Below are 14,645 nucleotides of genomic sequence, written 5' to 3'. Positions count from 1 at the left end.
GACACGTTAGATAATCATCTTACCTTTCGATTCTATTCACACTTGTACACCAGCCAACTTCCGGGTCATGCTCCCGTTTCAAAACTTCTTTTGCGATAACTTCGTTTGTAATATCTTTTTCAGTAACCACGATTAATCCCATCCCGAAGTTATATTAACTTTATCTAATTCATCAACAGTTTCTATAGACTGAAGCGAAGCTTTTAAACTTGCAGCTTTTTGCAAAAGCAATGTCTTGCGAACGGCTCCGTCGTTTAAGACTTGTTTAATCTGGTTCGCCGTATGATTGCGATATTCCTTAACACTATTTTGATCTGTGCATTTATAACTAACTGAAGAGTTCAGAGAGACTAAGCCAACTAAGTTTAGTTGATCGTCTCGGTCCGAAGTATAAAAATAAGGTGCGCCTAACGCATTGGAAACAAAGCCGGCAATAATCTTTGATTCACATATAGAATTTACAAGTTTAATCAAAGAATCTTTCTTTTGAATGAGATCGACAATCCAGCCTTCCGTTTCTGCATAAATTTGGTGAGGTAATAATGAACCCGAACTATCTCTTAGTGGTTTGTCTTCTGTTTCTGTCTCCAGATTAATTTGATCCTCCCAGCTTTGTAAAATTCTTTCTTCTTTTGAGATTTTGTTATAAACCTTTCTCGGTTCGAAATCTTGCGCGATTCCATTTTTGATTTCTGCGAGAAACGATTCTCCAACCTTTGGGTTATAATGAAGCGAATACGCGATTTCGTGTTGATCTGGTTTGAAATTTGCCCATGCTTCCACACCTGTGAGTTGGTTTGAATCCGCATTGATCCAAATGACTTGTTTATTCGATTTTTCTAATATGTAATTCATTATGCTACCCTCACTTTGTATTTTACTGCGATGTATGCGGGAGTCGTTTCTTTTCCGTAACGAACTTGGGTGGCCCCATCAGCTATGGGCTCTAAAATTGTCAGATTCACATTACCCGCATTGGTTCCGCCTCCGTTCAGCCAATATCCACCAGTACCGCCAATCATGCCGTAGACGTTATTATAGGAATAGTTATGGCGGTGCCCTTGGAACATGTCATCCCCTCCAAAACCGATAGATCCTCCATCATAATTGGTATTAGCGCCGGTTTTCCTGCTCCCATGCATCCCGGCTCCTCTGGCAAAAATACCACGACGATCCGGAACGTTAAACGTTGTTGATCCGTCCCCGAATCCATATTCAATATTTACAATCATCTCCCCGGTTTGGGAAGACGTTAAATCTAAAATAGAACCTGTTGGTGTTGTAGATATTTGGAAATCATTTGTTGTCGGGTTACGAACATAATAGCTTGTTAACGCTGCTATTCCACCTCCCGTAAAAGCAAATTTCACCAACTGACCTTCCGTGCAACCGTGTGCGGTTGCATTGATTCGATCCGTTGCCGGAGTGATTCCTGTCACGTTACGGCGAACTAAATTCCAGAGTGCGGAAAACGTGGTTCTTGAAATGGATTGGGCGTTTGCGTCTTTGAATAAGGAAGGAGAAGCAATGTTCAAATTGTCTTCTATGATACTTCCCAAAGGAATGAGTAGATTTGTTAAGCCTAATATATCACTCTGCCTTGTGGCTTCCTCCGCACTGATCCAACTTTCAATCGCATTGAGTGCGCTTGTTATACTCGAACGCATCGAGCTATTGAAACGACTGACTAACGCAATCAAGGAGCCAACTTTGACATCTGCATCCAATTTTGAATTCGTAATCGAGCTGTCACGGATATTGCCCGACTTGATACGACACAAAGACCGAAGATCATTTAAGATAGAAATTGCACCGTTTAAACTACGAATTTTAAAAAGAACTACGTCCTCGGAATCAGTAGTTTCCTTAAACAAAATTTCGAACGAGTTTTGACGGTATGTATTTGCGTACCCGGTAGAATCGAGATAAGGAGAAGTATCGGTTTGAAACTTGTGACGAAGAGCAACAAACGAGTCTAAGTTTTGTCTGGTTACGAGAAGGTTATTTTGTGCGGCTACATGAATCCGTCTACCTTTTGAATCATATGTAACAATATCTGTAAGATTTATCGTATTTGGAAGAGATCCGGGCGTAAGGTCTCCACCGGACAAAACTTCACCTGTAACGAGATCAGAGAATCGTTCTATGATTTCGTCTTCCATGCGATTGTGTTCGGTTTCAAAATCGCCTTGAAAAACCGGTTTACCGTTTGCTGGAAAATTTAAACCTCTTAAATTACTCATTATAAACTCCTAATATACTAACCAATGTGATTCGGCGCTTAATAACGTTTCGGACAATCGAGCTCCTTTCCAAACTGCGCCGTCTTCCGGAGTTGATGGAGGATCGGAAGGATTTAGTTCCTCCCAGATTTCCCAGACGTTTCCGCCGATGTTGATTGCATCCAAAATACGGATTAGATTTTGACGGGATTTTTTACTGATCGAAGGGATATAGATCCGGAAAGCATAAAAACAGTAATCACGAGATCCGAGGATCGATCCGATCGGATCTCCCATTTTGTATTTATAATCAAAAACTTGTTCGACTGAAATTTGATCCGCAGAAAGTCCAGTGATCCTTGAAATCAGATTCTTTTTAGTAAAAAGGGTCGGTGGAAGACGTCGATATTCCGCTAAGAATAAGATTCTGAGATAATACGAACTATCTGATTCACCCGGTTCACGAGACAAGCCATAACGAGCTCCCCACCAATCGAGGCCTTTACCGTCTGCGGTATCTACCCAGATTTGTTTGTATAACCAGTTAGATCGTTTGAGTCGTTCCTGAATTACGATCAAAAACGCGAATAGAACTCGATACCAAAGACTATTGGAAAGTCCACCGGTCCCGTTCTCATTCATTGAGATTGGTAAGGGAGAAGTTTGGCGAATAGACCTTCTTAAATTTGCCCAAACCAGAGAGTTGAAATCGAAACGAAAACGACTCATGAATACACCGTTGCCGTGATATCAAAACCCGATCCTTTGATCGCAAGGCTACCAGCGGGAACAGAAATGTTGTCCCCGTTGTTGACGTCACATTGAACCGCGTCCGGAAGATTTAAAAGGTTGGAACGAAGCGAGTTGGTAACGAAATCGTCACCGTCCCGAAGAGAGAAGAAAAACGTATCTACAATGTTTTCAAGTGTGATTGAATCTGGAATCGATTCAGCCGAAGCGAAGTATATAATAAAAACCTTATTAATTTCGATCGCGTTGATATTTTCGCAGACAACTTTTGCAACTCCTCCCGGATTTTTGTCTTCGCTATCAAAATGCGTTTCTACGATTTGCAACTGCGCGGATGAGATTGCTCCACTGGCTCCTTTGAGTAGAAGTTTTACAACTCCCGGAATTCCAATTGCTTTGCTGCTTTTAAATATGGCTCTCTCTACAAAAGAAAATCCTAATGCTTCGCTGACGTACCACTCCGGAGTCCAAAGGGAAGAAGATTTGATTTCAGCCTCTTGCAAACGAGACCTTACGCTTGCAATTGTCTCCCTATCCCGCGCGACGAACTCAGGAATCGTATTCGGATTATATACAACGTCACAGTCTTCGATATAATCTATGATTTCAGAAATTGCATTTTGGGTAACGTTGCCCTTTGTACCTGGCAAGATAGCTTCGCAAATTACTTCCACTGTATGAAAGCCTCTTGAATCTACAGGCGTTGTATGAAGAATCTTTGATTCTTGCGTAATTTGAAACTGAATCTTATGATCCGCGGTTCCTACGATTTTGCCGACGGGAATCAGGATTTCGTAAGGAGTGGCCATTTTAGAACCGATTCGGATTCGGTGTTTTGCGTTAGTCGCTTCTTTCCATTCCAAACCGTAGCGCTTTAGCCACTCGTGCAAGTCTTCTTCTTCCGCCGTGTGATAGTGGATTGCCTTTTGGAGCGCTACGAGATTTTGATCGATGAAAAGATAGATTGCGTTTGCAAGAGATCTTAGAACCGTGCTTGCTTTCGAAATTTGAGTAAAGTCGTGACTTTCAAAAACCTTAGAATTAGAAACGTTACGTTCGATCTCTCTTTGCACGTTTGATTTTGTAGTGTATAAAATCACGAAATCCCTCCAAGATTTAGTGAAAGTTCTTCTCCGGTTTTTAATCGAAAATAAATGGAAAGTCCTTCTTTCAGGATAGAAACTTTGATTGTATTTGAATCAATTTGAGAAAACTGCTCTAAGATTCGGAAAGCGTCATTCATCCTTTCTTGAGGACCACTGTCATCGTCCTCAAGTAAGTGTCTTCTTTGACGGCTATAGATTTCAGGAAAATCGATATCATCCGCCGGACTCATATCGAACGCCTCGATCACCATTGCGCGAACAACGTCCACCTCGGATTCGGTCTCTGCAAAATCAAAAGTTTTGGAATCAAGCAGAAGATCGGAAGTGAGAGTGTCGGTGAGAAAGTCCACGGGAATACATTATCGAAGAACGAAAGCTGTGCAAGCGAATCGACAAATAGAACCGCTTTCGTGTCCGTTATGTCCGCAGTTTTTTAATTGGAATTTTTCAGAGTGATATGATTTTTTATCCCTTCAATATAGGAACAAATTCGAGTGTCGATATCCCACATTTCGGATTGCGTTTCAATAAAATTTTGATCGATAAAATTCATCTTGTGTTTTGATCGTAGGTTATTGATTTTTTCAGCAATTTTAAAATGAACTTGTTTCATAAATTAAAAGTATTTTTTGGATCAAATTTTGTCAAACCCGATGAACTCTCAAGATTTTCCGTATTTGAGATTTGAAACTTTCAGATCGGGAGGAACCGAAGGAATAGGAAGAGAAGCAATTGCCGCGGAAATCGCTAACTTGTATGTGGCTCCTCCATCCATAGGAGTTACCGGCGATGCTTGGATCGCCGTATAGAGAGCTTGTAAGGAGGTAGTAATTTGATTCATCCAGATTTCTAAAGCGTTCGTATCTACTCCTGGAATGGAAGAATCTCCAACTTCTACTGCCCCCTTGACGTTGACTTTGCTTTGAAGTGCGTCTAACGTAACTTCTAAGACAGGGCCATTTTTCAAAGTTAGTTTTCCTTCAGTAAGTTTTCCGATGACGGATAGCAATTCGGAATGATTGATTTTAAATCCTTCTTGATCCACTTCAATTTCACAAAGTTCAGCTACTTTGGATTTGATTTTTGCGGTCTTCGTAAATCCGATTGCTACGGCTCTACTTACGTTGTTATCTCCGAAGAGAACGATGCAACGACTTCCGGGCGCTGGTTTGATAGGCCAAAACCACCGAACATCTTCCTTATTTGCACCATTGATTGTCGCAGTTAGAAGTCCCGGTTTCCCGGAGTCGCTTGGCTCTTCCTGGACACGGACAACGGTCGCCATCGTTGCCCAGTTGATCGTAAACTCGGAAAAGAAGAGGGAAACAAGGTCACTCGCAACGCTCATATTGCATCCTTGAATTTGACCACAGCCGGATATATGACTTGTCTAAAAGTCGCATTCTTTGCGGACCAAGTTTTAATAACCTTGTCCACAAAGATGTCTTTCGATCTCGCCTCGTCATCCGGATCTACGAACTTTATAATTTCCGAATGTTGAACAGAAGGCGCACCGAATGTTTCAAAGTCTCCTACAAGACCGGTTCCGGCAATTTCGTGATAGATTTCTTCCGCTCTTTTTTTGAGTTCGGAATAGGAAATCCCATCCAAATCAAAAACCAACTCTTCACCGCCGTGTTCTGTGAAAGTCGCTTCCTGCATTCTCCCGGTATCTATATTATAACTTCTTAATTTTACTGTGACTGGCCTACTTTCTCGCGTGGACAGATTGTCTTTGATTACGTTGTGACCTAACTGAAAGATTTTTTTCCTTGCAGGGGCTGATATTCTTGTCGGATTTTGAAGGATTAAAACCCCTCGACGAAAAAATGAATCAATCCCCTGTTTTGTCAAACGACGTAAAACAAACGATACTCGTCTACCAGCAGTCAGGTCATCGCCTACTAATTCGTTTGCAATTGCAGGATCAATCTTGTAAATTGCTTCTCCACGAATACATCGACTTACGAGAGAAGCGACGGTCATTCTGTTTATGTGGAAATTTACAGTTTTGAGTTGAAGATCATACATCGAATCCCTACAAACAATTTCAAGAGGCATTTTCGGAGATATGCTGACCACCTTGCCTTCAAATTCTAATGTTTCGGGATATCCTTCATACCAGGCCCACCATTGAACTAAATCACCTTTTCTGAATGCTTTGTTGTCGTACCCTTTCATCTTAGGGAGTCGGATTGTTAGTTGAGCGTGCGGTTCTTTGCGTCCGCTGATGATTTCGGCTTCTGAGATTTTGTAAAGAATTTTGCCACCGATCAAAAGGCGTTGTCGCATAATCAAAGCCATGTTTTTAACCTCGCTTTGGCGGTTTGAAACGCTCTTCGATCTACAAGCGCAGGAATCGGAATCCTAGTTCCGATCAGATAACGAAGGATCTTTCGTTCATTTTGGTTACGAATTCTTTCGCTAAAATGTTCTGTAAAGTAATACAGAAGACTCAAGGATTCATAGGAATCCGTTTCTGTTATCGTGTGTTCGATATCTGAAGAAAGAAGATCCATCCGAACTTTTAAAGGAATCCCTTCTTCCAATTTCTCAGGCCAATCAAAACCGATTGTCTGAATGAGGTGTGAATTTGAATCTTGAAGAAGCGGCCACAACGTCCAATCTCCCCAATAGAATGCCGCGATTCTTTGGAGTGTATCGTTTTCTCTAACAAAGTGGACGCGTTCATTCATGTAGATGGGGTCTCCAGATTGAACAGTGGGTCATCGCTGATCGCTTCGATTCGTACAGGAAGCTCATATCCGCGATCTTCATCCGGGAATTCAATTCGGGTAAGCAATACCCAAATAATCCCAAGTGCATTGATCTTAGGATGAATGATTGAAAGCGAATCCATTTCTCTCCATTTCGATTTAATATCGCGTAATTCGGAAATAGCTCCCATTTGCATTCCGGTATTGCTTACGAATTCGAATTCGATCGTTAAAAGCCAGTCATTGAAACTCACGACCTCTTTAATCGTACCTTCACGTCCAGGAACAGTGGTTTTGGTATAGTTTTTTTCCTGAGTGATTGTAACCTTCGTTCCTCGAGGACAGACGTAAGTGCCGATCTTCACTGGATCCAAATCGGATCCAGTGACCGCTAAAAACGTTCCACCTGGAATTGGATCTAAAATCATTACAATCCTCCTAATCCAATGCCGTACGGAGTCGCTGGATTTCCGCGCTCTGTCGCTTTCTTCATTTCGGTTTCGAATAGATTTCCGATAAACAGACCGGCTTCTTTGTATCCAGATGAGTTATTTTGAAACGTAACTTTGTCTACGAGACTCTTGATCGTAACTTGGATCGCATGGTTTCCGCCACCTCCTGGAAAACCTTTCAATGGACTATTTGCAAGACCGCTTACGTCATCAAATTTAGGAAGTTCTAATGCTTTTGAATATTGAGCTTGATTGCTTAAATCGAGCTTTGATCCTCCGGTTTGCGTAAGCATCTTATCAACGCTTCCCATACCCATAGAATCAAAGACTGATTTTGTAGCGGATGGATTTGTTTGTTCCGAGCTTGCAACCTTTATTGTGTCCTGAGTGGTGCCGATTGCTACTTGATCGCCTCCCATTCCAAAAAAACTTTTTACGGCAACCACGGCTTTGTCGATCCATCCAGTAATTGCGGCCCAATTCTCTTTAATTACGATCAAAGAAGCGATAACTGCTCCGATCGGTCCGGTTAAAAGTAGTAACGCTGAGACAAGGAATTTGTGTTCTTTCCACGCATTAGCCACTGTCGTTGTCCATTCGTCCCAATAGTAGACTGCGGCGGCCACAACCCCAACGGCGAGTAGAATTCCCGCAACGATCCATGTAATTGGATTTGCCCAGAGGGATACATTGAGTGCATTAGACGCCCATGTAAGTCCGGTTGTAACCGCAGTTTGAATTGTCTGCCAAGCGGCGAGGGCTTTCGTCCGGCTGGTCATGATACCGTACAAAAAAGTCAATGCTTGCCAGGAATAAACCGCAGCTCCAACGATTCCGATTAACGCGTATTCTGCGACCGCTAAAGCAATCGTAGCGGTTCTATTTGCAACTTTTGCCGCCCAGTTTTTAATTGTAGCAATAGTATCGAAAATCTTCGCCGCCGCCGCTGAATTTGTGACCGCCGTATACATTCCGATAACTCCAACGAGCGTAAGAAAGGCGCCACCTAAAAATAACGCAACGGATCCACCGATTACAAGATAGGAAATAAATTTCCTGAGTCCTGGGCTTTGGTCTAAGAATTTAGTCATACCGGAAAGCATATCAGCAAAACCTCTTGTGATCCCAAGAATAGGACCCGAAGAAACATCTTGACCAAGGCTTGTTTTTAAGCTCTTCCAAACTTCCGATGTACGATCCAATTGAGAGGATAGATTATCTTGATTGATTCCCGCCATTTTGTTTAAGGCATCCGCCGTTCCGCTCAAATTCGCATCTTTGATTTCAGAAATTGAGGTTCTCAAATCTCCGATTTTGGGAAGAAGGTTTTCTACTGCGGCTACGGCTTCTTCCGACCCGAGAGCCTTTTTGATCTCGTTCCGAGCATCGAGTTTTAAGACTTTGTTTCCGGTCGCCTGATCGATATTAAAGGCATTCGAATATTTTTTCGAAAGTTCTTCGAGAAGTTCCGGCATCGATTTGATCTGCCCTTGCGCGTTTTTCGCATCGAGTCCGAGTTTTTGAAATCCTTCTCCCGCTGTACTTAAAAGGGCGCGGTAACTGGTTCCGGCGACTCCGGGATTCATCGTATTTTGAAGCATTCCCAAAACGGCCATTTGTTCTTCCAGTTTAACTCCCATTCCTGCGGCGGTTGCGCCGAGACCCTGCATAGCGGCTTGCATCTTAGCGCCATCCGTTTTAAATTTTTGAACGGAAAGGGAAAGAGTATTTGCAAATCGTAATGCAAAAGCCGCATCCGATTCGTTGTACATTTTTTTAAACTGTGCGTGTGTTGTTCCAAACAAATCGGCAAGTCCAGCAAAATCCCCCTTAGTCGCAATGGCGGCTTTACCCAACGCACCTGCAACACTTGAAAGTTCCGCTGGATTCAGAGTTGATATGGCGGATTTGATATCATAGATTCCGGAAAGAAACGTTTCTTGAGCGATTCCCAAGTCACCGGTCATCCCGCGCACTTCTGCCGAGATTTTTGTAACTTCGTCTTTAGAAACGCCTAAAGACTCTATGTTTTTTTCCAGTTTACCTGCTTCCAGTCCTGCTTCTACAAGAGATTTGGATATGTACAATCCGGCAGACCCGAACTCTAACATTTGCTGTCCTGCTTTAGCCATTCCCATAGAACGATCAAAAAGCTTTGCGGACGCAGATGTATCGTCCATACTCTTTCGAACACTTTTCCAGCGTGTCTCGATTTCGCCGAGACGTCCGGATACGTAATCCTTGAGACTTAAAACAACACCGAGTTCGAATGTATCCATTTGTTACCTACTTGTAAAGCAGATAGACCGTGGACATACAAAGGTTAATAGTTAAAGGAGAGTATTTTAGGAATTTGTTTTTATTAAACGGAATGACGATTAATGCCGGGAGGATCCCCAGCAAAGGAAAAAAAGACCAAAAAAATAAAAATCCATAGATCACTCCGGCAAACGGAATTAAATCGCCCGCTGTCGGATTTTTTGGATCAAAACCTTTCCAATCTTTCGCCATTTCTATATTCCTATATCCTAAATTAAAAATTCTTTGTAAAGAAGATTATCCTTTACCGAATGCTTTCGCAATCCCTTTAGCAACTCCAACCGCGATCACATCCGTAAGTCTATCTTCTATCCAGTTTAGGTCTTTACTGCGTTTTCCGATTTCTTCCGCGTCAAACGGATCCGGAATCGGCGTCTCGGGCATATAGAGGCGCATCAAATTTTCAAGCCACGCTCCACCCGAAACGATCTCTGCTCCGCGATCCGCTAAAGCTTTTTTGCGACTGCTTCCCGGTTCAGCTTGGCAAGGTCGAAAATTTTACGAGCCATAGAAGAGGCAAGACCAGGAGCGCCTTTGTCAATCCAACCGCGAAAAGTATCTGCGGAAGGATAAAGCAAACAACGTGTCACGAAATCGATGTCGGATTCGATCGGATCCAATTTTTTAGAACGTTCGGAAACTTTCGACAGCATGTCTTTGGAAGGAACCCGGCAAAGGATCGAATACTCGTCTACACTGATCAGATGGAGACCGCCTTTGTTTTCCAGAAATTCTTTGATCGCCGCGATCTCTACTTCGTGACGATTTAGGAAATCCTCTTCGATTGGAACGTATTCTTTTGGTAGGCTGGCGATTGCCTGTTGATAGTCGCTATGTTGTTGAGAACCTTGTAATTCCATTTTCTTTTCTTCTCCTTTGGTGTATTAGGTATATGTAATGATCGGATAGCTTGTTACGGCGAGATCAAGATCTGTTTCCGAAGCATCCGAACCAACTTCGACTGGAAGTCCGAACTTTACGATCTTAACAGCGGGAACAGTCAAAAGAAGCGTTCCTCCTTCGACTTCACATCGTGCGGTTAGTGGAGCCGGTGGAAGTTTTAACAGATCTCCACCGAATGGGATCGCAAGTTGAATCATATACTTCAACTCGTCGAGTTCGATCGTTGCTTTGGCAGAACGTTTGTAAGACTTGATGGACCAAGATACAGGCTCTCCGCCTTTTCCGAGTTTGAAAGCGATATCCGATTCATAGTCTAAATTAAACTTTGAAAACTTGACGATTTCTCTACCGAACATGTTAAGAGTAAAGTTTTCGAAACTTATACTCTGTGGTAAAACGTCTCCTGGATTTGGCATTTGTTTCCTCCTTTACTTACGCCAACGCGAATTCGGTGGACCACTGGATCGCATCGATTCGGTTTTTAATGAACATCTTTAAGGTTGCGGGTAGAATCTTTCGTCCGTTCACCGTTTTGATCGGTTGAAATTTGATTTCATGCCCCGATAGTTCCGCTTCTCCGGCTCGTTCCATTTCGGAAGAAACCTTTGCATCAACCGTCGCTTTGAGAAGATCGAGTCCGCCGGATCCCGAATTGGTTTCCGTATCCGATTTCAAAAACGGAAGAGATTCGCGGTAAACGATCCGGTGCATTTTATTCGCTCGACGAAGTTCCGGGATGTACTGGAAGTCGGAGGTAGGACCGGCCATGAGGTTGTCACTTGCGATAAAGACACCTTGATAGTCGGGATAGATTTGGAGAATGGTAAGCCCCAAATCATCGAAAGCAGTCTGGTATCCTTTGTATCCTTCGTTCCAATACCGGATCCCGATAAAGGTTCTGGATTTATTTTTCGCAACCCAGGCGGCGCTTACGTTGACACGATGTGCGGCGAGTCTCGCACAGAGAAAAGTAGAAGCGTTTCTCCATTCTCCGATCGTTCCTGCAAGTTCGAGAGACGCGTTCCATCCGCCTTGAGATTCGATTCCTCCCGGAATGTAACGACCTTCCGCTCCGACGACACATACTCTTTCGTTTTCGAAGGAGTCCCACTCGTCTTGGATCCGAAGAAAATACGATTCGATCGATTCCGTATCGGTCTTTCTATCTGTCTCTAAAACTGCAAAGATCCTGAAAAGATTCTGAGTTCTCATCTCTTCCAAAAGAACCGCTACGGAAATAGCAAAAGAGCGACTAACGCCGCCAAGGTGGTGGAACCAATAGAAAGGAGTATTGCCTTGGTCTACGGTTTTCAATGCTTGGATAGCAAGAAGTCTACTTTGCTCAGAAGGACCGGGTCCTTTGATGTTAAAGCGAAACGTGTCTCCGACGTGGAACGTTTCCGCCGGTGTTGCGCCGTTTTGAAACGTTGTAGTAATTCCGGCGGAAAGTGCGATCACTCCGGATCCGGGAGTAACGATCGGAGGACCGAAGGTTTCTCCGCCGTTTTCACTTTTACGATACTCGGCAGCGCCAAGCGCTCCAACCTTGGAAACTCGAATAACAACGGACCGGTTTCCGGTTGGTGTTCCCGCAACAGTAGGAGCGGGAGCGGTACCGGTATTTCCAGTTCCGAGAATCACCGGATCCACCGATCCAACCTGATCGTTTGCTGGTCGAACACATAGAACCGGAACGGGGACTTCTCCCAAAGTTTCGTCAAATTCTTCGAAGTGTTGCTTCAAAGCATCGACTAACTCACCTTGTATGAAAACGTCTTTCCCTTGTTGGTAGGAAGAAATCAGGATCGGAATGTTTGGGTCGTATCCTTCCGCTCCTCCAATTTTCGCGTGGACTTTATCTTCATAAGGGAAACTGTTTCCGAGTCCACCGGAAACGTGTGTGGTTGAAACTGAACTTACGGCCATTTTTACTCTCCTTTTGCGCCTACAAAAACTTTGATTTTCATCCGAAGTCCGTTCGGATCCGGACAACGAACTTCGATTCCGGTCAAGTCTTGAATCCCGCAAAGTTTGAGTTCTTTCGCTCCGATCCAAAGACCGGATCCGTTGAATTCAAACTCGAAGGTTGCAGGATCACCTTCTTTCACTGCGAACGTGGAATTCGTTTCATCCCAAACACCTTCCAAGTGAATGAGATTAACATCGGTTAATTCCTCCATCGGAACACTTTTCGGGCCGGAAGATTGCGACAGTTTGATCGAGTAGTTCTCGAGAACCTCTCCGCAGTCGTATATCTTGTTCGTTGACACAATTTCTTTTTTCAAAATCGCGTTATCCGGAATCCGAACCTTGTTTATCGTAGTTACCGATTGGTATCTATCCATCTTACACTCCTTCTATGATTGGCTCTGCGGCCTCGAGTTCTACTCCGGAAAGAGTCTCTTCCTCTTCGATCGTATAAAGACCGTCATTGAAGATAACTTCCAGATAGAGTTTATAATTGCCTGATTCTTTTGCGGGATCGTCCACAACGTTCGATTTTCCGAGACGAACACGAATCGGAATCTGTTCTTCCGTTTTAAACCATTTTCTTTGGCTCACGTATAAAACACATTGATCGAGAATTCCACGATTTAAGATTGTGCTACCGACATCCGCTTCCGGATTGTTCATCCAAAAGTCGATCGTGTATTTGAAATCTTGTTTTGCCTGTCTTACCGCGTACTTAATAAAAGTTGAATTTCCGCGAACGATCTTTTCTAACCGAAGTTTTATTTTCTTTCCCAGAATGTTAGTCCGCTCCGAGAAGCGAATGATCGAACAAGGGATTTTTTCTTCGATCTGATCCAACGGAGGTTGGTATTCGAAGAATTTTTCCGGTGGAAATACAACCGTTTCTTCGATTTGAATGCTCGTTACCATCTCGCGGAGGAAGTCGATGTGAGATTTTCTCATTTTTTGAAAATCTCCTTCATCGCTTCTTTGAAATTCTCGATGATCTCTTTTTTTGAATCTTCGTATGCCGGTCCGACGTGAGGTCTTGCCGGAATTCCTTTTGCTTCGAATCCGCGCTCCATTGCACGAGCCTGTTTCGAGTTGGTTCCGATCGTGCGGGAATCTCCTTCCTTCATGATTTCAAACGAAGCTGAATATTCTCCGTCTTCGATGAGAGTCAAAGGTGACTTTCCTTTTTTCTGTTTTCTTTCTTTCGTCGCTTCGGAAAGTTCTGGCCAACTTGATTTGTATTTTTGGGAACGAATTCCTTTGATGATATTCGCCTGCACAACCGCCGCATTCTTGTCTTGTACGTTCGTCAATTTATTTTGCCCTTTGGCAATCGCACCTTGAAGCATCGGACCAAAAGAATCGGTTACAGAAAGAAAGCTCGACTTGCTCATACTTTATTTCCTCCGGCTTTTGGTTTTCGAACTTCGATACGGATTAAAGAAAATCCATCCAGTTCTTGAGCTGGATGAATCGTATCTATGAGCCATTCCCCGTCGGAATCTTTCTTCTCGATCCTGCAATCAGAAGAGAGAACATCCTCACCCAAAACCTCGGGACGGATTTGGCAAACAGCACGGTATTCTTGCCTTTCCCCGACTTCGTTATCGTTAGTCGCATCTTTCCAAATCCAAACGCATGAAAGACTTTTTCCTGGTTTGTATGTCGTCTTCTTAGATGAGTTCATTCCGGAAGGACCGGGAAGAGAGACGGGAGAAAGAATCTTGATACTTGTCTGAGATCCTTTCTTGAACGCCCGGCTTAACAAAGCCTTCGCACTCATACAACCCCCGGTGATTCGGAAGGCTGTTTTCCGAAAAGAAGAAAGTAGGCTTTGTTACGAAAGCCCTCTACGATTTCTCCGCGATCTTCCACACTCATCCGAGAACGTTTGGCTTTTGTTCCTTCGCCGCCTCCGGTCGAAAATTCTTCCAGATCAGTTCCATCGTTGAATCCGAATTCTTCAACGATCTCAGCTTTGATAAGAAGAATCTCTGCCATCAGAAGCCCTGCTGAATACGGACTTGCGTCTGGTATCGTAACTCCCCAATAAAACATTCTCACGCGTGCAAGCATCGCCGCAGACTCAAGATAATCCTCATACGGTGACGGGGAATCTCCGTCTCTTTCATCAGAAAGATCCAGGCTTTCTGCCTGGATTCTGAGTTGTTTTTTGAGGTCTGCGACTTTGTTTAACATACGTTGAAAGAT

Annotated in this window: 20 protein-coding genes; all 20 read right to left on the bottom strand. The window is 43.4% G+C overall.

Going from position 1 to position 14,645, the window contains the following annotated elements; genetic code table 11:
- Positions 1–132: 132 nt before the first annotated feature.
- Positions 133–855, bottom strand: a complete 723-nt coding sequence (locus LEP1GSC194_RS10195) for a DUF4376 domain-containing protein (protein WP_020773540.1) — start codon at positions 853–855, stop codon at positions 133–135.
- Complete coding sequence (locus LEP1GSC194_RS10190) at positions 855–2,243, bottom strand: hypothetical protein (protein WP_020773486.1); 1,389 nt, start codon at positions 2,241–2,243, stop codon at positions 855–857. The genes LEP1GSC194_RS10195 and LEP1GSC194_RS10190 overlap by 1 nt, the downstream gene beginning before the upstream one ends.
- A 9-nt stretch (positions 2,244–2,252) precedes the next feature.
- Positions 2,253–2,951 (bottom strand): hypothetical protein, encoded by a 699-nt coding sequence (locus LEP1GSC194_RS10185; protein WP_020773558.1) that lies wholly within the window; start codon positions 2,949–2,951, stop codon positions 2,253–2,255.
- Positions 2,948–4,072: a baseplate J/gp47 family protein gene (locus LEP1GSC194_RS10180; RefSeq protein ID WP_020773543.1), complete on the bottom strand. Its 1,125-nt coding sequence runs from the start codon at positions 4,070–4,072 to the stop codon at positions 2,948–2,950. The genes LEP1GSC194_RS10185 and LEP1GSC194_RS10180 overlap by 4 nt, the downstream gene beginning before the upstream one ends.
- Positions 4,069–4,428: an LIC10183 family protein gene (locus tag LEP1GSC194_RS10175; protein WP_020773528.1), complete on the bottom strand. Its 360-nt coding sequence runs from the start codon at positions 4,426–4,428 to the stop codon at positions 4,069–4,071. The genes LEP1GSC194_RS10180 and LEP1GSC194_RS10175 overlap by 4 nt, the downstream gene beginning before the upstream one ends.
- A gap of 311 nt (positions 4,429–4,739) precedes the next feature.
- Complete coding sequence (locus LEP1GSC194_RS10165; protein WP_020773512.1) at positions 4,740–5,426, bottom strand: hypothetical protein; 687 nt, start codon at positions 5,424–5,426, stop codon at positions 4,740–4,742.
- On the bottom strand, positions 5,423–6,382 hold the full coding sequence (locus LEP1GSC194_RS10160) for a hypothetical protein (protein ID WP_020773530.1): 960 nt from the start codon (positions 6,380–6,382) through the stop codon (positions 5,423–5,425). The genes LEP1GSC194_RS10165 and LEP1GSC194_RS10160 overlap by 4 nt, the downstream gene beginning before the upstream one ends.
- Positions 6,373–6,774 (bottom strand): hypothetical protein, encoded by a 402-nt coding sequence (locus LEP1GSC194_RS10155; protein WP_036042185.1) that lies wholly within the window; start codon positions 6,772–6,774, stop codon positions 6,373–6,375. Before LEP1GSC194_RS10155 ends, LEP1GSC194_RS10160 begins: the two co-directional genes overlap by 10 nt.
- Positions 6,771–7,223, bottom strand: a complete 453-nt coding sequence (locus LEP1GSC194_RS10150) for a DUF6046 domain-containing protein (protein ID WP_020773573.1) — start codon at positions 7,221–7,223, stop codon at positions 6,771–6,773. Before LEP1GSC194_RS10150 ends, LEP1GSC194_RS10155 begins: the two co-directional genes overlap by 4 nt.
- Positions 7,223–9,526 carry a phage tail tape measure protein gene (locus LEP1GSC194_RS10145; protein WP_020773498.1) on the bottom strand — a complete coding sequence of 768 codons (2,304 nt, stop codon included), beginning with the start codon at positions 9,524–9,526 and terminating at the stop codon, positions 7,223–7,225. Before LEP1GSC194_RS10145 ends, LEP1GSC194_RS10150 begins: the two co-directional genes overlap by 1 nt.
- A gap of 7 nt (positions 9,527–9,533) precedes the next feature.
- Positions 9,534–9,758: a hypothetical protein gene (locus LEP1GSC194_RS10140; RefSeq protein ID WP_020773499.1), complete on the bottom strand. Its 225-nt coding sequence runs from the start codon at positions 9,756–9,758 to the stop codon at positions 9,534–9,536.
- Between the two features lie 45 nt (positions 9,759–9,803).
- Entirely contained in the window at positions 9,804–9,965 is a 162-nt protein-coding gene (locus LEP1GSC194_RS22630) for a hypothetical protein (RefSeq protein WP_155826355.1), read from the bottom strand.
- A gap of 47 nt (positions 9,966–10,012) precedes the next feature.
- Positions 10,013–10,426, bottom strand: coding sequence for an LIC_10177 family protein (locus LEP1GSC194_RS10135; RefSeq protein WP_020773494.1), 414 nt, complete (start codon positions 10,424–10,426; stop codon positions 10,013–10,015).
- A gap of 24 nt (positions 10,427–10,450) precedes the next feature.
- Positions 10,451–10,885: a hypothetical protein gene (locus LEP1GSC194_RS10130; protein ID WP_036042184.1), complete on the bottom strand. Its 435-nt coding sequence runs from the start codon at positions 10,883–10,885 to the stop codon at positions 10,451–10,453.
- 16 nt (positions 10,886–10,901) lie between these two features.
- Positions 10,902–12,395, bottom strand: a complete 1,494-nt coding sequence (locus tag LEP1GSC194_RS10125; protein ID WP_020773550.1) for a DUF2586 family protein — start codon at positions 12,393–12,395, stop codon at positions 10,902–10,904.
- A gap of 2 nt (positions 12,396–12,397) precedes the next feature.
- Complete coding sequence (locus LEP1GSC194_RS10120; RefSeq protein WP_020773561.1) at positions 12,398–12,814, bottom strand: hypothetical protein; 417 nt, start codon at positions 12,812–12,814, stop codon at positions 12,398–12,400.
- Position 12,815: 1 nt separating this feature from the next.
- Positions 12,816–13,385, bottom strand: coding sequence for an LIC10173 family protein (locus tag LEP1GSC194_RS10115; protein WP_020773553.1), 570 nt, complete (start codon positions 13,383–13,385; stop codon positions 12,816–12,818).
- On the bottom strand, positions 13,382–13,828 hold the full coding sequence (locus LEP1GSC194_RS10110) for a phage virion morphogenesis protein (RefSeq protein ID WP_020773564.1): 447 nt from the start codon (positions 13,826–13,828) through the stop codon (positions 13,382–13,384). The genes LEP1GSC194_RS10115 and LEP1GSC194_RS10110 overlap by 4 nt, the downstream gene beginning before the upstream one ends.
- Positions 13,825–14,217, bottom strand: coding sequence for a hypothetical protein (locus tag LEP1GSC194_RS10105; RefSeq protein WP_020773572.1), 393 nt, complete (start codon positions 14,215–14,217; stop codon positions 13,825–13,827). Before LEP1GSC194_RS10105 ends, LEP1GSC194_RS10110 begins: the two co-directional genes overlap by 4 nt.
- Positions 14,214–14,633, bottom strand: a complete 420-nt coding sequence (locus tag LEP1GSC194_RS10100; protein ID WP_020773505.1) for a hypothetical protein — start codon at positions 14,631–14,633, stop codon at positions 14,214–14,216. Before LEP1GSC194_RS10100 ends, LEP1GSC194_RS10105 begins: the two co-directional genes overlap by 4 nt.
- Between the last annotated feature and the right edge of the window lie 12 nt (positions 14,634–14,645).

Source organism: Leptospira alstonii serovar Sichuan str. 79601 (assembly GCF_000347175.1).
Classification (GTDB): domain Bacteria; phylum Spirochaetota; class Leptospiria; order Leptospirales; family Leptospiraceae; genus Leptospira; species Leptospira alstonii.
Note: the sequence above shows the minus strand (reverse complement) of the source record. Positions and strands in the feature narration are given on the sequence as shown.